Genomic DNA, 23,752 nt, shown 5'->3' with positions numbered 1-23,752 from the left:
ACATTTGATTTATTATAAGGATGGGGTGAAGATGATGCGCCCCGTCCGTTCGAGAGAGGAGTATATGGCGCTGCGTAATGGTGGCGAACAGCAGCAACTGGTACAGCGCATCCGTGGGGGCGAGGAGGGCTTGAAACACAAGCTCGTGCAGATGAACTACAGCTGCCTGCCCAACGACGACGGCACCTTGAAAGGCAGCACCCGTATGAGCACCACCGTGGGCATGGATATCGACCACCTGGCGCCCGATGAGATGCCCGCCATCCGTGAACGCATCCTGAACAAAAAGGAGGAGCTGGGGCTGCTCATGCTCGAGGAGAGTGCCCGTGGCGGTGGCTTCCATCTGGTATTCCGCCGAAAGCCCGAACTCGACCAGGTGGGCAACCTGAAATGGGCGAGCAATCTGCTGGGCGTCGCCTACGATGCACAGGCCAAGGACATCACGCGTGTATTCTTCACCACATCAGCCCACGAGCTGGTCTACCTCGACGACAGCATCTTTGAGATTGATTTAGCAGCGGACCACAGGACTAACAGGACTGATTCCGTTGGCAATTCTCAAGAAGAAAAAGACCAGAAGTCCTGTAGTCCGCGGCGAAAAACCTTCCCCACGCAGTACCACGGCATACCGTTTGAGACGATTATACGTAAGTACTGGGAGGTGAACAACCAGGGCTTCGAACCCACCGAGGGCGACCGCGACACGCTGACCTTCCAGTTGGCTTGCGACCTGCGCCACATCTGCGCCAAGAATGCCGACTGGCTGGATCAGGTCATCCCCTGCTACGACGGCTTCACCCCCGAAGAGAAGCGTGCGAAAATCAAGAACGCCCTGAGCTCGGAGTACAATGGATTTCCACAGCGCCTACGCAATGTACTTAATCTTTTAGCAGTGGAAAACAGGACTAACAGGACTGATTCTGCCGCTGCTGATGATGAAGAAACAGAATACCTTAAGTCCTGTAGTCCGCTGCGAAAAAAATTCCCTAAGTTGCCGCAGGGCATCAAGGACAGTATCGACGCCGTGGGCCCCGATCTCGCCATGCCGGTTATCACGGCGGTGTGCCCCTGCATAGGCGCGCTCGCCACGGGTGTCAGGCTCGATGTGCACGGCCATGTGCGCGGACTCAACCTGATATCGTATATCGTGGGCGAGTTTGCCAGCAGGAAGGGCGACATCGACCCCGTGGTTGATGCCTGGATGAGCGAGGTGTCGGCACTCGACGAGATGTATCAGGCGCAGGAAGCCGAGTTCCGCCGCAAGAAGCGTGCTGCCAAAAACAAGAAGGAGCAGCCCGAGGAACCCAAGTTGCCCGTGCGCTACATACCGCTGAACAACACCGTGGCCAACCTGGCCGAACGACTGGCCAACGTGGAGGGCAAGCACGCCTTCTCGTTCACCCCCGAGGCCGACACTGTGGCGCAGAAGTGGCGGTCGGCCATGAGCGACTTCTCGGTGCTGCTGCGCCAGAGCTACGACGGCAGTAAGTACGACCGCGAGGCCAAGAGCGCCGAGGCGGTGAATGTACACATCAAGCAACTGCTGTGGAATGTGGTGATGTGCGGCACACCCGATGCCCTCTACCGTGTGGTGACCAACTATACCGATGGCTTTCAGAGCCGTATCGCCCTGTCGCAGACACCCGACAACACCTATGCGCCGCTGGAGGACAAGCCCTACGTGCTGACCAGCCGACAGACCGAGCGCATACAGCAGGTGGCTCACCTGTTGCCGCTGATGGCAGGCGCGGTGGTGCTGCCCAAGCTGGAGGCCAAGGGCCGCGAGTGGTTGGAGAAGATACGACTCGAAGCCATGATGAGCGACGACCGTGTGAAGGCCCGCGAGCGATTCCGTACCTGCGTCACCGCCCAGCGCATGGTGTGCTGCCTGATGCTCTGCAAGGTGTGCGAACAGCTCATACAGAAGCACGGACTCAACGGTGCCGAAACACAGCTGAAACAGCATCCCAACCTGTGGAAGGAGATGCTGCTGAAGACCCAGACCGCCGCCATGCTCGACCTCTATGATGTGATAGCCGACCAGCTGCTGGATAGCGCCCTCTACTTTTTCCGTGAGCGCATTGAGGCAGCCTACCGCAGTCGCGACTATGCCGGTGTGGCCAGCAGCAGGATGCGCCGCTCCAAAAACGACTCCATCTTCGAGCGCCTCGACCCGCAGTTCAGTTTCGAGCAGGCCATGCAGTTCTGTATAGCCGTGAAAGGTGCCGACGTGACGCGCAACAGCGTGCAGCAGATGCTGAAGAACTGGCGCAAACAAGGGCTGGTGATGCTCACCGACGAGGGGAGGTTTAGGAAGGTAGTGAATAGTCAATAGTCATTAAGATGGAAATTACGAATAATCAAGCATGCTTTGTGCAGCTCTGGCGCAGACTGGAGCGCACAAGGCGACTCCTCGCAGGGCAGTACAAACGGTTCTGCATCCGCCACGTGCTCAAGGCGTGGTTCGGCCCCGAGGCTACCGACGATTTTATCTGGCTGGTGTGCAGCCGTACGGTGGTGGCCGACGAGCAGGTGTGTGGCAACGACCTGTTGCCGCCGCCGTCCCTGTATCCCCGCAAACATCGCGAACTGCTCAGGGCCATCGTTGCTACTAAACTGGATATAGGATTGCGCCATGTGCATCTGGCCGAACTCGATGCCGCCTATAGCATCGTGTTCCCCGCCAGTACGCCCATCAACGTCAATAAGAAAGCCAGGCGCATCAGCGCTCCTGGCTGAGCAGGCACTCAAGTGCTGTCCCTTGTCAATGGACAAGCCAGTGCTACTGACAGACTCGATTTTGGAACCATTTGAATCAGAGTCAAAAATTGAAAAAGTAGAGGCTACAGACGAGGAACATCTGACAGTTTGGTTGAAAGATGGAAGGAAACAAACCATCACTATAGAACGTTTGAATAACGAAAAACTTCAGCCCAAAGTAATACTGAGCACTTCAGTAGAAGATTTTATCTCGTATGTAGAGAGTACAGAATAGAATAATATAATCAACTTTTCTTTTCCGATTTTGATAAAAATGCGTATATTTGAGGTTTGAATCGTATTAATAAAAAAAGTAGATGAAAAAAGAAATAGTCCTCTTGTGTGTGATGTTATTAGGTTCCTTCAACCTTTGCGCTCAAACAGATTACAAAATGGCTGGCCCATACGAAGTGGTGGCCCGCGACGGACAATATGCCAGCACAAAAGGTGGCAGTGAGCGGGACATGTGGACCGCATGGCAGTGTGCCAAGTTTGGCGATACAAATAAGGCTCTGGAAATCATCAACGCCTATGCCTCCAAATGGTCGGCAATGATACGCCGTGCCATGCTTCCCGTCCTTGACAAATTTGAGGCGAACAGCCCTTACGCCAATGGCTGGTGGCGACTCACCAACGATGCAGGCCGCGGCATAGAAATCAGCGGCTCACAGCCTCTCAGCATGTCAGCCCGTCCACTAGACCGTTACATGGTTCATGCCCAAGATATGGAATACACGTTCAGAATCATCCCTATCCGTAAATCTCTTATCAAACATCAATAATGAAACGTATCCTTTTATTTTTATTACTTTTCCCGTCTTTGTCGGCACATGTCGCAGGTCAGGAGAAATCCATCAGCACCGACCTGTTCGGCATTTTCATCGAGGACTTGAATTACACGGTTGACGGCGGACTATATGCCGAAATGGTACAAAACCGCTCGTTCGAGTATAGCCCCCATGACATCGACCTTCGCATGTATTACAAAAAGGGTCAGTGGCACCCCTTCACGGCGTGGGAGTCGTTGAAGGATGGTAATGCCATCAGCCGTATCTCATTAGAGACAGAACGGCCACTCAACCCTAACAACCGACACTATGCCACCATGACCGTGTTTACCGCGGGCTGCAAGGGAGCCGGACTGAGCAACACTGGCTATGAGGGTATGGTCATCCGTAAGGGCGAGACATACGATTTCAGCATATGGCTTAGGTGCGAGGATACCAACCGTATGCCGGTTCGAGTGACGCTATGCCGGGTGAACAGGAAAGATTACACTCGTGACAGCATCTTTGCGGAAGCCACGTTAGAAGCCAACACAAAGAGTTGGAAGAAGTACGAGGCAAAACTCACTTCCAATGGTGACATCGACAATGCAGTACTCGATATCCGTTTCTTGCAGGAGGGTAGTATCTCGATGGACATGGTTTCTCTTTTCCCACAGAATACCTTCCGTGGTCGCAAGAATGGACTGCGTCCCGACCTCGCCCAGGCACTCGCCGACCTGCATCCTGCCTTCGTACGCTTTCCTGGCGGATGCCTCACTCACGGCGACGGGCTGAATAACATCTATCGATGGAAGCACACCGTAGGTCCGTTGGAGCAACGCAAGGAGGATTACAATATCTGGAACTACCACCAGAGTTTCGGTCTCGGTTTCTATGAGTATTTCCAATTGTGCGAGGACATCGGCGCAAAGCCCCTGCCTGTGCTGGCTGCTGGAGTGAGCTGCCAGAACTCAGCCCGTAGCCGTGGCAATGGACAGCAGTTCATCCCGATGGATGAGATGGATGAATACGTACAGGATATGCTCGACCTCATAGAGTGGGCCAACGGCGACCCGACTACCTCAAAGTGGGCCTGTATGCGTGCCGAAGCTGGTCACCCTGAGCCATTCGGACTGGAATACCTTGGTGTTGGCAACGAAGACCACATTACTCCTGAATTCAAGGAGCGCTTTGCCATGATTCAACGTGCAGTCAAAGATAAGTACCCGAATATCAAAATTGTGGGCACGGTGGGTCCGGATGTCAACGACTGGGACTGGCATGAAGGTTGGACCTTTGCCCGTGAGACGAATCCCGAATTAGTCGATGAGCACTGCTATCGTCCACCGCAATGGTTCCTTGACAACCTGCACCGCTACGATGACTACAACCGGATGGAAGCCAAAGTATATGTTGGCGAGTATGCTAGCCGTGGTAACACCGTACAGAACGCTATCGCTGAAGCAGCCTACATGTGCAACCTGGAGCGCAACGGTGATGTGGTATGGATGTCGTCTTATGCCCCTCTGCTGGCACGAATCGGCAACACCCAGTGGAACCCCGACCTCATCTATTTTGACAAGACCGATGTCTATCCCACTGTCAATTACTACGTGCAACAGCTCTTCGGACAAAACCATGGCGACACCTATTTATACAATGTAGTAAGTGGCACGGAGACAGCATCTTGTGTTCGCGACAGCAAGACTGGAACCGTCACTGTGAAGTTGGTCAATCCCACCGGAAGCAGCGTCAGCGTCAACGTCAATCTCAGTGGTGTTAAACTGAAAAGCAAGACTGCCTCTGTCACTACCCTGCAAGGTGAACGCGACTACAAAAACGGTCAGGGACAACATTTCGACACCGACGTGAAGCCTACCGTCTGCCAGGAGCGACTACCGAAACGCTTCACACGTGAACTGCCCCCTTATTCTTTCACTGTTATAACCTATTAACGAGATGAAACGTATCATTATTCTGGCGATGCTTGCCGCCCTTATCCTAACTGACAATGTGCAAGCTAAGAGTAAGAAACAGCCGTCCGAGAAGGACATGGCAGGTTACGTGATGGTTTATCATAAGGATGCTGATCACGGACTGCACATGGCTTACTCGTGGGACGGCTATACATGGACGGCCTTCAATGATGACAAACCTATCATGGTTGGCGATACCATTGCTATGCAAAAGGGTATTCGTGACCCATACATCTTCCGTGCCCCCGATGGTGCTTTCTGTGTGGCGATGACCGACCTTCATGTATTCGGCAAGCGTGATGGGGTGCGCACCACTGAGTGGGAACGCGACGGCAAGAAATACGATTGGGGCAACAATCGCGGACTGGTACTGCTGCGTTCACACGACCTCATCCATTGGCAACGAACGAACCTTGACCTTTCATCTCTCACCTGTCCCACAGGCGAGGTCGATGCCGAGGGGAATCCGCTGCCGTGGAGCGAGATGGGTTGTGCATGGGCACCTGAGATGATTACCACCGAAGACGGTCGCATTATGATGCATTTCACGACCCGCTTCCAGCGCGGTCGTAACCACATCCGATACGTCTATATGAGCGATGACTTTACCCACATGACCTCCAACCCGCAGGTGCTTTTCACAGGACCAAAGGATACTGAAGGACATATCACGAAGCATGTCATTGACTCCGATATCACACTCATTGACGGTATCTACCATCTATTCTGCACCGAGCATGGCCATCCACGCCATGCCGTCAGTCATTCGTTAACAGGACCTTATACGCTGGTGCCTTTTGACGATGGCGTGCCGCAGGTTCATGAGGCTCCCATGCTCTGGAAGCTCATCGGACAACAGAAATGGATCTTGATGCAGGACCGCTACTCGATGGAACCACACAACTTCTACTTCTGCGAGACCACAGACCTACAGAACTTCACACCCATTGGCTATTTCGATGAGCCCAACTGTCCGCTCAAGCGTACCAACTTCTCTGAGCAGAAGCACGGAGCCGTGGTACAGGTGATGAAGAAGGAACTGAAGCGACTAATCAAATATTGGCAAAAATGAGAGAATTACTGTTGTTATTGTTTAGTCTTATCGGCTTCTCCGCAGTGGCGCAAGACAAACTGGAGCCTTGGCAAGACCCGAATGTTAATGAGGTAAACCGCATGGCGGCTCATGCCGACTTCACGAACAAGAACGAGTGGCGAATGTCGTTGCACGGCGTATGGGATAATGCCACGAGCGATAATCCTCGCACGATGCCGATTCCTGGTATGTGGGAACTCAATGGTTTAGGTGAGCCAATGTACGCAGGGCAGAACTACGAATGGAAGACATGGTGGAAGAGCAACCCGCCCGAGTTGCCCGACTCAGCGAATTACAGCTATACCTACGTTCGCAACTGGACGATTCCTAAGACGTGGAAAGGACGCGATGTTATTCTGCATATCGGAAGTGTGACATCGTGCGTGGAAGTGTGGTGCAACGGCAAGTATGTAGGCTACGGAGAGGACTCGAAGCTGGAGCAGGAATTCGACCTGACTAAATATATCCGTTTCGGCAGGGAAAACGAGATTAAGATGCTCGTGCGTCGCTGGTGCGACGGCAGCTATATGGAGGATCAGGACTTTTTCCGCTACAAGGGCTTTGCGCGCGAGACCTACCTCGCAGCCCGCACAAAGCGCCGCATCGAGGACGTAAAGGTGGAGGTGCTACTAAGCGATGATTTCAGCGAGGGAACGCTGAAGATAGGCGTGAAGACGAAGGGGAAAGTCAAGTGGCAGGCAAAACTTGCCTCAAAGGATCAAGGAAAATGGATAATGGACAGCGGGCAACACCTATTATCAATGAAGCATCCCAAGCTTTGGAGTGCCGAGCAGCCCAACCTTTATCAACTACACATCACCAGCGATGCGGGCGACAACATTACGATACCAGTGGGCTTCCGTCGCGTGGAAATAAAGAATGCGCAACTGCTGGTTAACGATCAGCCCGTGCTCATCAAGGGCGTGAACCGCCACGAGTTAGACCCAGACAGCGGTTATGTAGTCTCGCATGAACGCATGGAACGCGAGGTGCGGCTGTTGAAGTCATGGAACATCAATGCCGTGCGCATGAGCCACTATCCCAATGACCCGTATATGTACGAGCTTTGCGACCGTTACGGGCTATATGTGGTCAGCGAGACGAATATCGAGACACACGGTATGGGCTTCAAAGAGAAAACGCTTGCCAAAAACCCGCTCTTCAAGAAAGCCCATATGGAGCGCAATCAGCGTCACGTGGCCTCGCGCCGAAACCATCCTTGCATCATCATCTGGAGCATGGGCAACGAGTGCGGTTACGGAGAGAACTTCGAGCAGGTGTATGACTGGCTAAAGGTGGAAGACCCGACACGCCCTATACAGTTCGAACAAGCCTACGATACGCAGCGGGCCACCGACATCTACTGCCCCATGTACCCGACTTACGGACGCATGGATGCCTATCTGGCCAACCCTTCCAAACAGAAACCGATGATTATGTGCGAATATGCTCATGCCATGGGTAACTCCGTCGGCGAACTGGACGAATACTGGAATCGAATCCGCCAGTCGCCCAAGGCTCAAGGCGGTTTTATCTGGGACATGGTGGATCAGGCCGTGCGCCTGCCCGACGGTAGCTTTGGCTATGATGGCGACTTGGCAACCACCGTCACGGGCGATCACAACTTCTGTGTCAACGGACTCTTCCAACCAGATCTGAAGCCAAATCCGCATGCATACGAAGTGCGGTATTTCTACCAAAATATCTGGACACGGCTGGTGACATCCACAGCTATCAGCGTTTATAACGAGAACTTCTTTACTGACCTTTCCGATATCACGCTGCGCTGGCAGTTGATGCGCGACGGTGTAAGTGTAAAGAAAGGGAGCATCGAGGGAATGGATGTGCAACCACAGGACTCTTCCATTATTGAACTACCCATAGGCGACCTACCCAATGATGCTGAATATCTGCTGAATGTAGATTATTTCCGAGGCAATGAACGTATCGCCTATGAGCAACTCGTCTTGCAGAGCAAGAATGGAAAATGTAAAAAGGAGAATGGAAAATGTAGAATAAATGTAGGATTTGACACCAAAACAGGCTTTATTAACAGCATGATGCTACCCGACGGTACTTCGCTGCTGAAGCCCGGCACACAACTTCGCCCCAACTTCTGGCGCGCCCCCACGGACAACGACTACGGCGCCAAGTTGCAACGCAAGCAGCGCGCATGGCTCGAGCCCAAGATGACCCTCGCATCCTTCGAGCAGAAGGAACTGACGACCACAGCCACCTATGACCTGCCCGACCTGCATTGTCATCTATACATTATATATCATATAGAGGTTGACGGCTCGCTCTCTGTGACGCAGCGATTGGAGACAGACAGCACCCATCGCGCACCCGACATGTTCCGCTTCGGCATGCAGATGCAATTGCCGCACGAGATGGAGAACATAACGTATTATGGCCGTGGCCCGTGGGAAAACTACCAGAACCGTCGTGCCGCCGCACGTCTGGGCATCTATCGTCAGACTGTGACTGAACAATTTCATCCCTACGTGCGTCCGCAGGAAAACGGCACCAAGACCGATGTCCGTTGGTGGCGACTCACCAATGATGCAGGTTGTGGTATAGAAATCAGCGGCTTACTGCCTCTCAGCATGTCGGCTCTGCACTACACCATCGATCAACTAGACGACGGCATCGACAAGGACAAGCGCATCCTGCCCTGTTCCCATTCCGTCACCCTTCCTGAAGCCGACTGCACCAACCTCTGCATCGACCTTATCCAACAGGGGCAAGCTTGCATCGACTCCTGGGCTGCCCGCCCGCTGGACCGCCACATGGTACATGCCCAAGATATGGAATACACCTTCCGTATCATACCTATTATTAATTGAAAGATTTTTGCTACTCTTTGACTGAATAATGAAAAGAAATATGAGGGATATGTAGTACCTTTGCACCAGATTTCTGAAACAAAAACCATAGGGCAATGAAAAAACTGACAATTCTATTTCTGATGGTCGTGGGCTTGGAGGCCTCGGCACAGACATTCACGCAGTACACCACCACAGAGCAACTGCCATGGCAAACAAAAGGCAAGGTGTCGCTCTCGACGAAAGCGAAGATGCAACAAACTCTCAACTCAAAACTCCCCACTCAAAACTCCAAGGCGTTCAAGGCTTGGAACACTTCACTCCTCTGGGCTATTTCGACTATGGGCAGTGTCCCATGCACCGCACCAATTTCTCAGAGCAGAAGCACGGTGCCGTGGTACAAGTCACAAAGAAAGAACTTATGAAGCTCATACAATACTGGAACAAATGAAACGATTAAGTTGTTCGAACATCTCAATGAGAATACTTTTCCTTTGCATCTTTTGTTCTCTCAGTGTCATTGGGGCAGATGCTCAAATGGCTTGTAGACCTTTCGCGTTAAAGGATGTGAGGCTGTTGTCATCACGTTTTCAACGCAACATGCAACGCGACTCCGCATGGATTGCCTCCATTCCTGTGAACTCGCTGCTCCATTCCTTCCGCAATACCGCAGGCGTGTTTTCCAGCAAGGAGGGTGGTTATATGACCATGAAACATCTGGCCGAACTCGATGCCGCCTATAGCATCGTGTTCCCCGCCAGTACGCCCATCAACGTCAATAAGAAAGCCAGGCGCATCAGCGCTCCTTGCTGAGCCGGTCAATTTTCTCTTCCAGCTGGCGCAGTTTCTCCAGCACCTCATCGTTGTTGTCCTCGGCCATCGCATCAACGAAGATCGAATTGACGAGCGACAAACCTACCACGCCGCCCAGAAACATGAGTACCGAGAAATAGATCCTGGCAAACAGGGCCCAGCCGGCACTGCTGTGCTGGGCTATGGCGTCGGGCAGCTCGTACCACCCCTCGATAGAGAACAGGCGGAAGGTGCTGTAGAGGCTGAGCGCGGGGTTGCCGAAGTACTCGGGAGCCTTCTCGGCGAAGATGGTTGACGACAGGATGCTGAACGTGAAGAGAAACACGAAGAAGGCGATAAACACAAAGAGCGTGGCCTTCGACGCCAGGCGGATGCCTGCCAGCAACCGCTGGATGTTAGGAATGAAGCGCAGCATCTTCAGGCTCTTGAACATGCGCATGGAGCGCAGCGCCAGGATGCCGTTGGTGGCCACTGTGTGAGGAACGAACGGGGCTGCCAGCGTGGGCAGTGCGATGATGAGCACCAGAAAGTCGAACTTGTTCCAGCTCTCGCGCCAATAGGCTCTCCAGCCCAGGCGTGAGATCTTGGCCCACGCCTCGAACATGAACAGGATGGTGAACAGGGTGTCGCCCAGGTCGAACCAGAAGGTGTGCGGCCAGAAGCCGCCGATAAACATCAGGGCGGTGTTGACCATGATGGCAGTGAGCATCGCCCGGTCATTACAAAGCAGGTCCTTCAGTCGTTCCATAACAGATGGTGTTTTTTTTATTTGCGGATGTAATCTACAAAGGCGTAGCGCTGGGCATGGCGCTCGTCGGTATCGTGCGCCTCGCGGGCCACTTCCTTCCAATCGTCCTTGTAAGGCGGGAAGAAGGTGTCGGCCTCTGCGGGCGTATCGTCGATTTCGGTCAGACACAGGCGGTCGGCCATGCCGAGAGCCTGCTCATACACGCTGGCACCGCCGATGATATACACGTCCTCGTCAGGTGTGCAGTGCTGCAGGGCCTCTTCGAGCGAGGCATACACGTCGCAGCCCTCGAACGCCTTGGTGCTGCGGCTCAGCACGATGTTCCGGCGATTGGGCAGTGCGCCCTTGGGGAGCGACAGGAAGGTGTTACGCCCCATAATGATGGTGTGGCCCGTGGTGAGCGCCTTGAAGCGCTTCAGGTCGTTGGGCAACCAATAAATCAGTTTATTCTGAAATCCGATTGCTCTATCCTTAGCAACCGCTGCGATGATGTTGATCATTGAACTTTGAGGTTTGAACTTTGAGATTTGAACTTTATACCGAAACTTCGGCTTTGATGTGGGGGTGGGGATCGTAGCCCACCAGTTCGAAGTCCTCGAAGCGGAAGTCGAACAGGTTCTTCACATCGGGGTTGATAATCATCTTGGGCAGGGGGCGTGGCTCGCGGGTGAGCTGCAGCTTGGCCTGCTCAATGTGGTTCAGATACAGGTGGGTGTCGCCCGTGGTATGGATAAAGTCGCCAGCCTTCAGACCGGTCACCTGCGCCATCATCTGCAGCAGCAGGGCATAGCTGGCAATGTTGAACGGCACGCCCAGGAACGTGTCGGCCGAGCGCTGGTAGAGCTGCAGCGACAGGCGTCCGTCGGCCACATAGAACTGGAACATGGTATGACAGGGCGGCAGGGCCATCTGGTTGACCTCGGCCACATTCCATGCCGACACAATCATGCGGCGTGAGTTGGGGTTGTTCTTCAACTGGTCGAGCACATACTGTATCTGGTCGATGGTGCCGCCGTTATAATCGGGCCATGAGCGCCACTGGTGTCCATACACCGGACCCAACTCGCCGTTCTCATCGGCCCACTCGTTCCAGATGCGCACGCCGTTCTCCTGCAGGTACTTCACGTTGGTGTCGCCCTTCAGAAACCACAACAGCTCGTAGATAATACTCTTGAGGTGCAGCTTCTTGGTGGTGAGCAGGGGGAATCCGTCGTCGAGATTATAGCGGCTCTGGGTACCAAAGATGCTGATGGTGCCTGTACCGGTGCGGTCGCCCTTCTGGGTGCCCTCGGTCAGGATGCGGTTCAGGATGTCTAAATACTGCTTCATATTTTATATTTTAGCAACGGACTACAGGACTTCAGGACCTTTTGTAGTTCGTATATTAATAACTTCGGGTGGTTCGGCGGGCAGGTGGGTGCTCTTGATGCGCCACGGCTTGGGGTAGAGGTTGTTGGCGCGGTTGCCGATGTTCTTCACCGGACCGAGCGGCTGTCCCTTATAAGTAATGTTGACGATGCCACGCGGTGCGCCAGCCGGAAGCACCATCGCCTCGCCGCGCAGGTATTTCAGCGCCTCGCCGTAATCTACATCCACGCTGGTTCCGCCCTTCTCGAATTCAGCCTCAAGCACTTTCAGCTTATCCAACTGATCATGGGGGCGGTTCTTTGCTTTGCAAAGCGGCATAGCCGAGCGCTTGCGATCATTTTTCTTCCGGGGCTCGTCGCTGTCGCCGGCCTTGCGCAGGGCGCAGGCAAAGAGTCCTTCGCCACGGGTGATGCCGGGGATGAAACGATACACGGACTTGTCGAAGCCAGGGAGTAGCGAGCCGGTGATGTGCCAGGAGGGATCGGTAGGGATATCGAGCACCTCGGCATCGTAGGTGTCCAGTATCCACTGGATGTTCTCCTCGTTCTCCTTGGTGTTATAGGTACAGGTACTGTATATCAGCAGTCCGCCAGGGTTCAGGCACTCCCACGCATCGGCCACAATCTCGCGCTGCAGCTGCCAGCACTTCTCCACGTTCTGCGGACTCCACTCGCTGATGGCGCCCGGGTCCTTGCGCATCATGCCTTCGCCCGAACAGGGCACATCGCACAGTATCAGGTCGAACTTCAGCTTGGCCTTGCGGAAATCGCGCGGGTAGTTGTTGGTCACAATGTGGTTGGGTCCGCCCCATTTCGTCACGTTCTCCAGCAGTATCTGGGCGCGGTTGCCCATGGGCTCGTTGCTGATGAGCACACAGTCGGCGGGCAGCACACTGCGCAGGGCTGTGGATTTGCCGCCCGGGGCAGCGCAGAGGTCCAAGGCACTTTGCGGCCTGTCTCCTGTCTGCCGCAGGATGTGGGTGACGAACATCGACGATGCCTCCTGCACATAGTAGCAGCCGGCATGGAGTAGGGGGTCGAACGTGAACTGAGGGCGATCGGCCAGATAACAGCCTTCGGTGCACCAAGGCACTGGGGCCTCACAATGGTCCACGTTCCATGCGCCATGGTCAGTGGCTATCCGTGGATTCACGCGGATAGAGGTAGGCGCCTCTTCCTCAAAGGCTCCCATGAAGCGGCTGAAGCGTTCTTCGCCCATCACACGCCTCGTTTCGCTGACGAATTTTTCGGGTAATTGTACCATTTTCGATGCAAAATTAAAAAAAATCTGAGAAAAATCACTATCTTTGCAACTAATTTTATGTTTCTTACGTCAAACAGATGTAGAAATTCAAAACAAAGAAGATATGAAGAAGTATTTAATCGCAATTGCCATGGTGCTCGCGCTTAGCATGAATGCTAACGCTACTGCACAGAAACATCGCCACACACCGCGTACAGAGCAGGTGGGCGATACTGTAAAACACAATGCCGATGCCATCGAGGCATTCTCGGACACTACTGCTACTAAAAATGACAACGCTACTGCTGACGACGACAACAACAACGGTTACCGCCACCGCGTGGTTTACCAATCGGACGATGCAGGCGAAGTGGTTCACGAGCTGTTCGGTGGAATGGACGGCGCAGCCTTTATGGGGCTGCTCATCCCCATCATCGCTATTGTATGTGTAGGATTCCTGATGCCTGTCATCATCGTGCTGCTGGTATTCTACTTTATCAATCGCAACCGTAAGGAGAAGTACAAGCTGGCGCAGATGGCCATCCAGAACGGACAGCCCATCCCCGACGACCTGCTGAAGGAGGCGAAGAAGGACGACTGGGACAGCAACAGCTACAACGCTGGCATCCGACAGATGTTCACAGGTGTTGGCCTGGCCATCTTCCTGGGCATCGTTGCAGGTCAGGTAGGATTCGGTATCGGTGCACTGGTATTCTTTATCGGACTGGGTAAGTGGTACATTGCCCGAAAGGACAAGCAGAACCACGATAACATGCATAACTATAACAACAACCAAAATATACAGAATTATGAATAAGCGACTGATGAGATCAAACGATAGAGTGCTGGCAGGCGTATGCGCAGGTATTGCCGATTATCTGAGCTTCGACCCCACTATGGTGCGCATTGCCTACGCATTTCTGACATTCTTCACATGTTTCAGTGGAATACCATTCTATATAGTACTCTGGATTGTAATGCCCGAGAAACGCTTGTTAGATTATTGAAAACAGAATGGCAAGTATCAGCGACATAGCATTAGTGACACAGGTGGCGGTGTTCCACAACAAGCAGGCCTTCGAGCAGCTTGTGCGGAAGTACCAGTCGCCTGTGCGCAGGTTCTTCCTGAACCAGACACTGGGCGATGAGCAGCTCAGCGACGATCTGGCGCAGGAAACCTTCATCAAGGCCTATGTCAACATCACCAAGTTCCGTGGCATGTCGAGCTTCTCAACATGGCTGATGCGTATTGCCTACAATGTATTCTACGATCAGGTGCGCGTTCAGCATCCGGCGGATGATCTCGAGGATTCGGGGGCATTGCGAAAAACGGCTTCTTCAGGCGACTCGAATATCAAGATGGACATCCACGCGGCGCTGGCACTGCTGAAACCCGCCGAACGCACCTGTATCACCCTGCAGCTGATTGATGGCTATGCCATCGACGAGATCAGCAAGATTACAGGCATCAATGAGAATACGGTGAAATCGCACCTGAAAAGGGGAAAAGATAAAATGACTAACTATTTAAGAGAGAATGGATATGGAGGATAAGAATGACATATTGCTGAAGCAGTTGTTTGAGCAGGCTGCCAAGCAGGAGATAGCGGATAACGCCTTTACCGAGCGGGTGATGATGAACCTGCCCAAGCGGAGCGTGTCGAGGGTGCGCTGCTTGTCGCGCCTGTGGACCGTATTCTGTGTGCTGACAGCAGGACTGATATTCTGGATGGCCAGTGGCTGGTCCATTGTCGAGGGATTCCTGGCGGGTGGCAAGCAGATGCTGGTGAACACCATCGAGGTGTTCCTCATCACAGCACCGACCACCGAGATCGAAATCAATCCTTGGACGTTGATGCTGATGCTGGGCTTTGTATTAGTCTTCCTGCCTTATCAAACATACCGTAAGTTGTCCGCAGCACTTTAAACTCGGTCCGTCGGTTCATCTGATGGCACTCTTCCTGTTGTTCCTCAGGTAGCGCGTTGATCATCTCCTCCGTGAGTACATCGCCCTCCTTGAGGAACGCGTATTTTTCAGCCACACGTTTCTTGATGCGCTTTGGATTGCTCTCGCCGTAGCCCTTGGGCGTCAAGCGGTCGGCCGCAATGCCGTGGGCTATCAGGTAGGCCACCACGCTCTCGGCACGGCGCTGCGACAGCTGCTCGTTGTAAGCCTCCGAGCCGCGGCAGTCGGTATGGGCTGAGAGCTCGATGGTGATGTTCGGATTCTCGTTCAGCAGCTGCACCAGCTGGTCGAGCGCCTGCTGCGATTCGGGGCGCAGGGTGGCTTTGTTGAAATCGTAGAAGATATTCTCTATCAGCACGGGTGCCGAGATGTTGGCGAGCGGGAACTGCAGCACATATTCTTCGGATGCCTTGACGGGGGCGACGCGTATCTGTTCCTGATGGTTCAGGAACCCCTTGCAGGTGGCTAACAGCACATAGTCGACACCGGGCTTGATCTCCTGTGTGAACGAACCGTCGCTCCTCACGCTGAGCTTCAGGTTGGTACCGTCGTTGCCCACCATGTACACCTGTGCGGCAGTCAGCTCATAGCCATCCTGTTCGTACACCCAGCCCTTGATGGTCTGTACAATCTCCGGGTTATAGAAGCTGTAGATATGGTCGAACCCGCGCAGGTCGCCACGGCTGGAGCAGAAGAAACCCTGGTTGCGTTTGCCCTCGAAGGTCATTCCGAAGTCGTCGCCCTGTGAGTTCAAGGGCCAGCCGGGGTGATTTATCTTACGGCCATCGGTCGTAAAATAAATGTCTAAGCCGCCCAAGCCCGGGTGTCCGTTGGATGAGAAATACAAGTCGCCATTGGGGCGGAAGGTGGGGAACATCTCGTCGCCTGGGGTGTTGACGGGAGCACCTAAGTTCTCGATCACGCCTGCCTCGTCGTCTTTCAGCAGTCGGCATCGCCAGATGTCGAGGCCGCCCATGCCACCGCTCATGTCGCTCACAAAGTAGAGCCACTGGCCGTCGGGACTCACGGCAGGGTGTGCAAAGCTGGTCAGCGTGTCGTGCAGGATAATCAGCTCCTGCGGCTTGCTCCAGGAGGCGTCGCTGCGATGCGACACCATCAGGCGGGCATAGCGCGGGTAGTTAGGGTCTGTCTGGCACTGCGTGAGATACATCGTCTTGCCGTCGGGCGAGAAACAGCAGGCGCCTTCCTCGTAGGCCGAGTTCAGGTCGCCTTCTATCACCTGTGGCTTGCCCCATTTGCCTTTCTCGTCTTTCTGCGCATAGAAGATGTCGGCGCTCTTGGTACCGGTGATGCCGTTCAGGTCGTCGCCCTGTGCCTGGTTGCGGGTGGAGGTGAAGTACAGCTGGTCGTCGCTGTCGCCCGCCAGCATCGGCGCATAGTCGTCGCGGCGCGAGTTAAACAGGTCCATCTTCTTCACCGTGTAGGCCGAGCCCGTCTTCTTCCACAGTGGCGCCTGCTGAGCCGACGCCAGTCCCACCTTGGCTAACTGCAGGTGCAGGCTGTCGGCTGTCATCTGCAAACTGTCAACCGAAGCTGCAAAAGCCTTGGCGGCCTCTTTGTAGTTGCCGTTGCGCATATACAACTGGCCTAAGTACAGGTGGGTGAGCGAGTCGGATTTCTTGTAGCGCACCACGTTCTTGTAGGCGTTGATGGCTTTGTTGGTCTGGTTCAGTCGGCGGTAGCACTCTGCCAGTTTCCTGGCACGTTCGCCACGGGTGTCGCGCTCCTTGTTGGGCGTCTGACTGTACGCCTTCTTATATTGCTCGGCAGCATCGTAGTATTCGCCTACCGTCCAGTACTTATCGCCTTTCTTCACAGCCTGTTCCGCCCCGCAGCCCATGAGCAGCAGGACACAGACACTTATATATAATATGTATAGATAGCTTCGCATACCATATTATAAACGAAAAAGCAGGCTATTTATTGCCTGCTTTCTTTTTCTTCTTCAAGTCTTCGTCGGTGGTGACGGTGACTCGGCGGTTCGACGGGTCGCGCATCACCTCGTTGACAATCTCACTGACCTGCTGTTTCAGTTCCTCGATAAACTGTCCGGCATCGTATTTCTGATGCTCTATGTCGCGTAGTTTCTTCTCCCAGATACCCGTCAGCTCACAGCTCTTCAGCAGCTCCTCACGAATCAGGTCGATGAGCTCGATGCCGGTTGGCGTGGCTATCAGGCGCTTGCGTTCGCGCTTGATGTAGTGGCGCTTGAAGAGGGTCTCGATGATACCCGCACGACTTGACGGGCGACCGATGCCGTTCTCCTTCATGGCGGCGCGCAGGGTCTCGTCCTCCACAAACTTACCCGCGGTCTCCATGGCACGCAACAGCGATGCCTCGTTGTAGTAGGCGGGTGGGGTAGTCCACTTCTCGGTCAGTGTGGGTTGGTGGTCGCCGCTTTCGCCCTTGACGAAGGTGGGCAGCGTGCGCTCTTCCTCTTCCTGCTGTTTGCTGGTCTCGCCCTCAGCCGGCTCTTCCTCCTTCTGGAGCTTGCCCTGTACCACACGCCAGCCCGGATCTAGTATCTCCTTACCGGTAACCTTGAACTCAACGGTCTCCTCGCCCTTCACCTCGCCTAATACCGTGGTGGTAGAGAACTTACAGTCGGGCAGGAACACGGCGATGAAACGTCGGGCCACCAGGTCGAACACCTTTTTCTCAAGGTCGCTCAGGTTCTGGGGAATCACGCCGGTGGGGATGATGGCATGGTGGTCGGTAACCTTCGAGGTGTCGAACACACGTTTGCTCTTCTTCAGGGCCTTGCCGCCAATGGGTTTGATGAACTCGGCATAGACGGCCATGCCATCAAACTTGGTCTGGTACAGGCCGTTGAGGGTCTGTGGACACTTGGGGTAGATGTCATCCGAGAGATACTGGGTATCCACACGGGGATAGGTGGTGTATTTCTTCTCGTAGAGCGCCTGAATCAGGTTCAGCGTCATCTCGGCAGAGAAACCGAACTTACGGTTACAGTCGACCTGTAGCGAGGTGAGGTCGTAGAGTTGGGGTGGCTGTTCCTTGCCCTCCTTCTTCTCCACCTTGGTGACCGTAAAGGGCTTGCCCTCGATAGTGGCAAAGGCTTTCTCGCCCTCTTCCTTCGAGGTGAATTTGCCTTTGGTAGCTGTAAAAGTGGTGTTGCGATACACGGTGGCCAGTACCCAGTAGGGCTCTGGCTTGAAGTTCTCAATCTCTTTCTGGCGGTTCACAATGAGTGCCAGGGTCGGGGTCTGCACGCGACCGATGGACAGCACCTGACGGTTCTGACCGTATTTCAGCGTGTAGAGACGGGTGGCATTCATGCCCAGCAACCAGTCGCCGATGGCGCGGCTCAGACCAGCCAGATACAACGGCTGGTAGTCGCCCTGGTCCTTCAGCTGGGCAAAGCCCTCGCGGATGGCCTCGTCGGTCATCGACGATATCCAGAGGCGTTTCACGGGGCACTTGGCCTGTGCCTTCTGCATCACCCAGCGCTGGATGAGCTCTCCCTCCTGTCCGGCGTCGCCGCAGTTCACAATACTGTCGGCTTTCTGCATCAGGCCCTCAATGATCTTGAACTGCTTCTCGATACCTTTATCATTGATGAGCTTAATGCCGAATCGCTGTGGAATCATGGGCAACTGGGTGAGCGCCCAGGGTTTCCAGGCCTGTGTATAGTCGCCTGGCTCCTTCAGCGTGCACAGGTGGCCGAAGGTCCACGTCACTTGGTAGCCGTTGCCCTCCATGTAGCCGTCGCGCGAGCTGTTGGCGCCTAATATTCTTGCTATATCCCGAGCTACACTCGGTTTCTCTGCTATACAGACTATCATGCTTATTTTTGATTTTTTCCCGTGCAAAGGTACAAAAATATGTGTGATTATTAAACTTTTTGCGCGTTTTTTCGTCAAATATGACAGAATTAGTCACTTTTAATGAAGTATGAAGAAACTGTTTATTATTACTATTCTGATGGCAATCACAACGGCTGTACATGCCGAATACCGTAATGTTTTTGTAGAGTTAGGCTATCAGCCTGCTCAGGTTGATGCCAAGGTTAAGGAGGTTTTCAACGATGTGTTCCGTGGACCGAACAAGGTCTATTTCGAGGTGGGCGATAGCCTGGGCTACATCAGTGATATCAAGAACCACGACGCCCGTACCGAGGGTATGTCGTACGGTATGATGATTGCCGTACAGTTCGGCGAGAAGGATATCTTCGACCGTCTGTGGCGATGGAGCAAGAAGTACATGCAGCATCAGGATGGTAATCGCAAGGGTTATTTTGCCTGGAGCTGCAAGACCGATGGTACGCATAATGCCGAAGGTGCTGCCAGCGATGGCGAACTCTATTTCATCACTGCCCTGATCTTTGCATCCAACCGTTGGGGCAACGATACCGGCATCAACTACAAGGCCGAGGCCCAGCATATCCTGAACAGCATCCAGCCCAAGGAATATACCCCGGAGCCAAGTCCTGCGGGATTCCCAGGTTTCGGGCCTCAGCAGACCGGACCTCAGAAGATGTATCTCATCGACCCTGAGACCAATCTGATTACCTTTACCCCCGATGGCTTTGGCAATCGTTTTACCGACCCTTCCTATCACATCCCTGCCTTCTACGAGGTGTGGGCACGTTGGGCCGGCGATGGTCGTGCCGAGCTCTGGAAAGCCTGCGCCAAGGCCAGTCGTGAATATCTTCATAAGGCCACGCATCCCGTTACAGGTCTTAATGGCGATATGAGTCAGTTTGATGGCAGTGAGATGCAGATGCCCCGTTGGCCAGGTATGCCACAGCCTAAACCCGGCGAGAAGCCTCGTCGCAACGGCAGTAACAATTTCCGTTATGATTCTTGGCGCGTTCCTATGAATATCACGCTCGACTACGAGTGGAGTGGGGCCGATGCCGAGTGGCAGCGTGGATATGGTGAGCGTATCCAGAACTTCTTCTACGCCCAGGGTGTCGATACCTTTATGGATCAGTATCGTACGGATGGCTCGCTGCCCGAGGAGGATGAGATTCTGCCTGCTGGCGGTTTCCGAAAATTGCGTCATAGCATCGGACTGGTCAGTACCGTTGCCGCCGCTTCTATCCTGACCAAGCATGCTAAGCGCAAGGAATTTGTCGATGCGCTATGGCGAGCCAAGCACGAGCCTTTCGAGGACGGCTATTTCGATGCCTACTACGACGGCTTGCTGCGTCTGTTCGCCTTTATGCATCTTTCTGGTCAGTATCGGGTGATTGAGCCTGCAAAGTAATAATATCTTGCCATATGGGAAAAATACATGATATCATTGATACGCAGCTCGTAGATCGCGCCATCGTTTATGCTACCAAGGCGCACGAGGGAAGTGTGCGTAAGGGCACTAAGCTGCCATTTATCGTTCATCCGTTGGAGGCCATGGCCATTGTGGCTACCATCACCAGCGATCAGGAACTGATGGCGGCTGCTGTGCTTCACGATGTGTTGGAGGACACCGATGTATCGGTCGATGAAATACGTGAGCTCTTTGGCCAGCGTGTGGCCACCTTGGTGGATGCCGAGACCAGCCGCGACGTAGAAGGATTGAGTCATGTGGACAGTTGGCAGATCCGGAAGCAGTTTGCCATCGACCGGTTGGCTTCGGCCAGTCGCGATGCGCAGATTGTAGCCATTGGCGACAAACTCTCCAACATGCGTGGCATGGTCATCGAACACCGCCGGATGGGTGAGGGTTTGTGGGAGCGTTTCAATGTGAAAGATCCTGCCCTCCATGCTTGGTACTATCGCGGACTGGTCAAGAGCCTCTCGCCGCTGAGCGATACCGATGCCTATCGTGAGTTTGTAGGTCTCGTGGTTCAAATATTTGGCGATTAGCTGTTTACGTAGTATTCCATATCATTAGAATAGATGAATGATGGGTGTTCGTTTCTCAATCGCTGGGAAACGAATACTCATTTTTAGGTATTGTGTAATCAGCGGAATCGCAGTACCTTTGCACCCGGAAAAATTACAGGGTAAAAAGATTAAAAAAGAAAATATAGAATGCTTAAAATCAACACAACAAAAATGCTGTGCCTGGTGGGCTGTATGACCGTTAGTTACGGGGCTCAAGCACAGAACGATTTACACGATTCGATTAGTCTGCACGAGGTGCGTATTGTAGGTAAGACCAAGGCGCGTAAGATGCATGAGCAGGCTTACGCTATCTCAGTGGTTGACCTTGCTACGAAATACCAGACGGCTACTCCACTGAATAAAGTGCTGAACACCGTGACTTCGGTGAAGATCAGGGAGGATGGCGGACTGGGTTCGAACTATAGTCTGTCTATGAACGGTTTCACTGGCAATCAGGTGAAGTTCTTCATGGACGGTATTCCCATGGATAATTTTGGCTCGTCGTTCAGTCTGGCAAATATATCGGCTAACATGGCCGACAGAATAGAGGTGTATAAAGGAGTGCTGCCCGTTTATCTGGGTAGCGATGCCTTGGGCGGCGCCGTGAATATCGTGTCGCGCCGAAACGCCAACTATCTCGATGCTACTTACTCCGTAGGTTCGTATAACACCCACCATGCGGCTGTGAATGGTGCCTATACGGCTCAGAGCGGCTTCACCCTGCGTGTGAACGCTTTCGCTAATTATTCTGACAACGACTATCAGGTGCTGGCTCCCATCGTGAATCTGACTACCAACCAGCAGGAGGGCGAAGCCTGGGTAAAACGCTTTAACGACGGCTACCGCTCGGCTGGTCTGAAGATGGAGACGGGTGTGGTTGGCCGCTCATGGGCTGATTATCTGTTGGTGGGCGTGATTGCCTCGGCTGATAAGCGAAACGTACAGACGGGTGCCACCATGGATGCCGTGTATGGCGGGGTGAAGAACAACAGCTGGAGCTTGATTCCTACCGTGCGCTACAAGAAGAACGACTTGCTGGTGCCTGGACTCTCGTTGGCGTTCTATGGCACCTACCAGATGGTGAACACCCACAACGTGGACACGCTGGCGCGCCGTTACAACTGGCTGGGACAGTATGTTGCCAGTACCAAGGCTGGAGAGGCTTATCTGACGGATGCTACCATCCGCGAGCGTCAGTGGCAGGCTCATGTCAATGTGGATTACGTGATCAACGAGCATCACTCGCTGACGCTGAACAACGTGCTCTCGGCCACACGTCGCAAGAGCAACGATACGATGTATCCCGATGATGAGATGAACAACGTGCCCCAGCAGCTGACCAAGAATATCACCGGACTGGGCTACCAGATTCGCTATGCCCGTTGGAATGCCAACGTGTTTGGCAAGATGTACCGTCTGTATAGCTCTACCTACAAGCTGATGGACCAGTTTACGGCCGACCAGCGTTGGGAGCAGCTGAGCAGCCGCAAACAGCGTTATGGCTATGGTGCTGCAGCTACCTATTATATATTACCCTCACTGCAGGCCAAGGTCAGCTTTGAGCGTGCCTACCGTATGCCCGAGGCTGTCGAGATGTTTGGCGATGGATTGGTACAGAAGGCTAATCCCGACCTGAAGCCGGAGAGCAGTAACAACCTGAATGCCGGACTGCTGTACGACCAGACTTTTGGCAATCACCGCATTCAGGCCGAGGTGAACTATATTCACCGCGACACCAAGGACTTTATCCTGAAGGGCGTAAGTCTTACCAGCAATCCTACTACCAGCTACGACAATATCGGCAAGGTACACACCCGTGGTATCGAGGCCTCGCTGGGCTATAGTTATAAGCAGAACCTGCATATCAATGGTAATATGACCTACCAGAGCATCAAGGACAAGATGAAGTACGAGGTGAGTCAGAATACCTATGTGGGCGATGGCATCAGCGAGAATATCACCTATGGACAGCGACTGCCCAATATCCCTTATCTGTTCATGAACGGTCATGCCGACTATCAGTTCTTCAAGGTGGGTGGACAGGACAACGTGCTCTCGCTGAACTACGATCTGCAGTATGTACACGACTACTATCTCTCGTTTACAGGACTGGGTGCCAAAGCTACCAAGAAGGTCATTCCCGAGCAGTTGAGCCACAATGTGTCAGTAGGCTACAGTCTGAACGGCGGACGCTACAGCATCGTGGCTGAGTGTACTAATCTGACCGATGCGAAATTGTACGACAACTATCGTCTGCAGAAGCCCGGACGCTCGTTTAATCTCAAATTCAGATATTTTATCAGTAAGTAATTATTTTGCAA

At 53.5% G+C, this 23,752-nt stretch carries 22 protein-coding genes; 16 read left to right on the top strand and 6 right to left on the bottom strand.

The window, feature by feature from the left end; translation table 11 throughout:
• The 9 genes from T491_RS17885 to T491_RS0107225 form a co-directional block, all read left to right on the top strand.
• The coding region (locus T491_RS17885) for a DUF3987 domain-containing protein (protein ID WP_231480202.1) at positions 1-2,335 on the top strand (2,335 nt) is incomplete at its 5' end.
• Between the two features lie 8 nt (positions 2,336-2,343).
• A complete protein-coding gene (locus T491_RS0107260) occupies positions 2,344-2,739 on the top strand; it encodes a hypothetical protein (protein ID WP_081773290.1) in 396 nt (131 codons plus the stop codon).
• Positions 2,740-2,767: 28 nt separating this feature from the next.
• Entirely contained in the window at positions 2,768-2,995 is a 228-nt protein-coding gene (locus T491_RS0107255; RefSeq protein ID WP_028903303.1) for a hypothetical protein, read from the top strand.
• A 157-nt stretch (positions 2,996-3,152) separates the two neighbouring features.
• Positions 3,153-3,542, top strand: coding sequence for a hypothetical protein (locus tag T491_RS0107250; protein ID WP_028903302.1), 390 nt, complete (start codon positions 3,153-3,155; stop codon positions 3,540-3,542).
• The gene (locus tag T491_RS15945; RefSeq protein WP_081773289.1) at positions 3,542-5,482 is read left to right on the top strand and encodes an alpha-L-arabinofuranosidase C-terminal domain-containing protein; all 1,941 of its coding nucleotides are present in this window, start codon (positions 3,542-3,544) and stop codon (positions 5,480-5,482) included. Before T491_RS0107250 ends, T491_RS15945 begins: the two co-directional genes overlap by 1 nt.
• A 4-nt stretch (positions 5,483-5,486) precedes the next feature.
• Positions 5,487-6,575 (top strand): glycoside hydrolase family 43 protein, encoded by a 1,089-nt coding sequence (locus T491_RS0107240; RefSeq protein WP_081773288.1) that lies wholly within the window; start codon positions 5,487-5,489, stop codon positions 6,573-6,575.
• Positions 6,572-9,442, top strand: coding sequence for a glycoside hydrolase family 2 TIM barrel-domain containing protein (locus T491_RS0107235; RefSeq protein WP_036915570.1), 2,871 nt, complete (start codon positions 6,572-6,574; stop codon positions 9,440-9,442). The genes T491_RS0107240 and T491_RS0107235 overlap by 4 nt, the downstream gene beginning before the upstream one ends.
• A gap of 187 nt (positions 9,443-9,629) precedes the next feature.
• Positions 9,630-9,872: a hypothetical protein gene (locus T491_RS0107230; RefSeq protein WP_155950067.1), complete on the top strand. Its 243-nt coding sequence runs from the start codon at positions 9,630-9,632 to the stop codon at positions 9,870-9,872.
• A gap of 86 nt (positions 9,873-9,958) precedes the next feature.
• Entirely contained in the window at positions 9,959-10,234 is a 276-nt protein-coding gene (locus tag T491_RS0107225) for a hypothetical protein (protein ID WP_081773287.1), read from the top strand.
• Here T491_RS0107225 and T491_RS0107220 read toward each other — a convergent pair.
• From T491_RS0107220 to T491_RS0107205, 4 genes are read right to left on the bottom strand one after another with little or no spacing between them, the layout of a single operon-like run.
• A complete protein-coding gene (locus tag T491_RS0107220) occupies positions 10,218-10,982 on the bottom strand; it encodes an ion transporter (protein ID WP_081773286.1) in 765 nt (254 codons plus the stop codon). The two genes, T491_RS0107225 and T491_RS0107220, sit on opposite strands and share 17 nt — an antisense overlap.
• 17 nt (positions 10,983-10,999) lie before the next feature.
• The gene (locus T491_RS0107215; protein WP_028903296.1) at positions 11,000-11,482 is read right to left on the bottom strand and encodes a dihydrofolate reductase; all 483 of its coding nucleotides are present in this window, start codon (positions 11,480-11,482) and stop codon (positions 11,000-11,002) included.
• A 34-nt stretch (positions 11,483-11,516) separates the two neighbouring features.
• On the bottom strand, positions 11,517-12,311 hold the full coding sequence (locus tag T491_RS0107210) for a thymidylate synthase (RefSeq protein WP_028903295.1): 795 nt from the start codon (positions 12,309-12,311) through the stop codon (positions 11,517-11,519).
• Between the two features lie 21 nt (positions 12,312-12,332).
• Positions 12,333-13,613, bottom strand: a complete 1,281-nt coding sequence (locus T491_RS0107205) for a hypothetical protein (RefSeq protein ID WP_036915567.1) — start codon at positions 13,611-13,613, stop codon at positions 12,333-12,335.
• Between the two features lie 103 nt (positions 13,614-13,716).
• On the opposite strand from T491_RS0107205, the gene T491_RS16990 reads away from it, so the two are divergent.
• The 4 genes from T491_RS16990 to T491_RS17375 are packed head-to-tail and all read left to right on the top strand — an operon-like array spanning position 13,717 to position 15,519.
• Positions 13,717-14,409 (top strand): DUF6249 domain-containing protein, encoded by a 693-nt coding sequence (locus T491_RS16990; RefSeq protein WP_155950066.1) that lies wholly within the window; start codon positions 13,717-13,719, stop codon positions 14,407-14,409.
• The gene (locus T491_RS0107195; RefSeq protein WP_036915564.1) at positions 14,402-14,599 is read left to right on the top strand and encodes a PspC domain-containing protein; all 198 of its coding nucleotides are present in this window, start codon (positions 14,402-14,404) and stop codon (positions 14,597-14,599) included. Before T491_RS16990 ends, T491_RS0107195 begins: the two co-directional genes overlap by 8 nt.
• A 7-nt stretch (positions 14,600-14,606) precedes the next feature.
• Positions 14,607-15,146, top strand: a complete 540-nt coding sequence (locus T491_RS0107190) for an RNA polymerase sigma factor (RefSeq protein ID WP_028903292.1) — start codon at positions 14,607-14,609, stop codon at positions 15,144-15,146.
• On the top strand, positions 15,136-15,519 hold the full coding sequence (locus T491_RS17375) for a DUF5056 domain-containing protein (RefSeq protein WP_197018821.1): 384 nt from the start codon (positions 15,136-15,138) through the stop codon (positions 15,517-15,519). Before T491_RS0107190 ends, T491_RS17375 begins: the two co-directional genes overlap by 11 nt.
• On the opposite strand, the gene T491_RS0107185 is transcribed toward T491_RS17375, so the two are convergent.
• Both T491_RS0107185 and T491_RS15935 read right to left on the bottom strand, forming a co-directional pair.
• Complete coding sequence (locus T491_RS0107185) at positions 15,431-17,470, bottom strand: OmpA family protein (protein WP_028903291.1); 2,040 nt, start codon at positions 17,468-17,470, stop codon at positions 15,431-15,433. The genes T491_RS17375 and T491_RS0107185 overlap by 89 nt on opposite strands.
• Before the next feature lie 25 nt (positions 17,471-17,495).
• Complete coding sequence (locus T491_RS15935; RefSeq protein WP_051523020.1) at positions 17,496-19,385, bottom strand: DNA topoisomerase 3; 1,890 nt, start codon at positions 19,383-19,385, stop codon at positions 17,496-17,498.
• Between the two features lie 109 nt (positions 19,386-19,494).
• Here T491_RS15935 and T491_RS0107175 point away from each other — a divergent pair, with 109 nt between their 5' ends.
• From T491_RS0107175 to T491_RS0107165, 3 genes are all read left to right on the top strand, one after another.
• Positions 19,495-20,811 (top strand): glycosyl hydrolase family 8, encoded by a 1,317-nt coding sequence (locus T491_RS0107175; RefSeq protein ID WP_028903290.1) that lies wholly within the window; start codon positions 19,495-19,497, stop codon positions 20,809-20,811.
• Positions 20,812-20,825: 14 nt separating this feature from the next.
• Positions 20,826-21,410, top strand: coding sequence for an HD domain-containing protein (locus T491_RS0107170; RefSeq protein ID WP_197018820.1), 585 nt, complete (start codon positions 20,826-20,828; stop codon positions 21,408-21,410).
• Positions 21,411-21,623: 213 nt separating this feature from the next.
• Entirely contained in the window at positions 21,624-23,741 is a 2,118-nt protein-coding gene (locus T491_RS0107165) for a TonB-dependent receptor (RefSeq protein ID WP_231480205.1), read from the top strand.
• The last annotated feature ends 11 nt before the right edge of the window (positions 23,742-23,752 follow it).

Origin of the sequence: Prevotella sp. P6B4, from assembly GCF_000619985.1 — a bacterium.
Taxonomy (GTDB): domain Bacteria; phylum Bacteroidota; class Bacteroidia; order Bacteroidales; family Bacteroidaceae; genus Prevotella.
Note: the sequence above shows the minus strand (reverse complement) of the source record. Positions and strands in the feature narration are given on the sequence as shown.

Bases quoted from the DNA above. Each gene is read 5' to 3' on its own strand.
- T491_RS0107260 (WP_081773290.1), top strand. From the start codon at position 2,344: ATGGAAATTACGAATAATCAAGCATGCTTTGTGCAGCTCTGGCGCAGA.
- T491_RS0107255 (WP_028903303.1), top strand. From the start codon at position 2,768: ATGGACAAGCCAGTGCTACTGACAGACTCGATTTTGGAACCATTTGAA.
- T491_RS0107250 (WP_028903302.1), top strand. From the start codon at position 3,153: ATGGCTGGCCCATACGAAGTGGTGGCCCGCGACGGACAATATGCCAGC.
- T491_RS15945 (WP_081773289.1), top strand. From the start codon at position 3,542: ATGAAACGTATCCTTTTATTTTTATTACTTTTCCCGTCTTTGTCGGCA.
- T491_RS0107240 (WP_081773288.1), top strand. From the start codon at position 5,487: ATGAAACGTATCATTATTCTGGCGATGCTTGCCGCCCTTATCCTAACT.
- T491_RS0107235 (WP_036915570.1), top strand. From the start codon at position 6,572: ATGAGAGAATTACTGTTGTTATTGTTTAGTCTTATCGGCTTCTCCGCA.
- T491_RS0107230 (WP_155950067.1), top strand. From the start codon at position 9,630: ATGGCAAACAAAAGGCAAGGTGTCGCTCTCGACGAAAGCGAAGATGCA.
- T491_RS0107225 (WP_081773287.1), top strand. From the start codon at position 9,959: ATGGCTTGTAGACCTTTCGCGTTAAAGGATGTGAGGCTGTTGTCATCA.
- T491_RS0107220 (WP_081773286.1), bottom strand. From the start codon at position 10,982: ATGGAACGACTGAAGGACCTGCTTTGTAATGACCGGGCGATGCTCACT.
- T491_RS0107215 (WP_028903296.1), bottom strand. From the start codon at position 11,482: ATGATCAACATCATCGCAGCGGTTGCTAAGGATAGAGCAATCGGATTT.
- T491_RS0107210 (WP_028903295.1), bottom strand. From the start codon at position 12,311: ATGAAGCAGTATTTAGACATCCTGAACCGCATCCTGACCGAGGGCACC.
- T491_RS0107205 (WP_036915567.1), bottom strand. From the start codon at position 13,613: ATGGTACAATTACCCGAAAAATTCGTCAGCGAAACGAGGCGTGTGATG.
- T491_RS16990 (WP_155950066.1), top strand. From the start codon at position 13,717: ATGAAGAAGTATTTAATCGCAATTGCCATGGTGCTCGCGCTTAGCATG.
- T491_RS0107195 (WP_036915564.1), top strand. From the start codon at position 14,402: ATGAATAAGCGACTGATGAGATCAAACGATAGAGTGCTGGCAGGCGTA.
- T491_RS0107190 (WP_028903292.1), top strand. From the start codon at position 14,607: ATGGCAAGTATCAGCGACATAGCATTAGTGACACAGGTGGCGGTGTTC.
- T491_RS17375 (WP_197018821.1), top strand. From the start codon at position 15,136: ATGGAGGATAAGAATGACATATTGCTGAAGCAGTTGTTTGAGCAGGCT.
- T491_RS0107185 (WP_028903291.1), bottom strand. From the start codon at position 17,470: ATGCGAAGCTATCTATACATATTATATATAAGTGTCTGTGTCCTGCTG.
- T491_RS15935 (WP_051523020.1), bottom strand. From the start codon at position 19,385: ATGATAGTCTGTATAGCAGAGAAACCGAGTGTAGCTCGGGATATAGCA.
- T491_RS0107175 (WP_028903290.1), top strand. From the start codon at position 19,495: ATGAAGAAACTGTTTATTATTACTATTCTGATGGCAATCACAACGGCT.
- T491_RS0107170 (WP_197018820.1), top strand. From the start codon at position 20,826: ATGGGAAAAATACATGATATCATTGATACGCAGCTCGTAGATCGCGCC.
- T491_RS0107165 (WP_231480205.1), top strand. From the start codon at position 21,624: ATGACCGTTAGTTACGGGGCTCAAGCACAGAACGATTTACACGATTCG.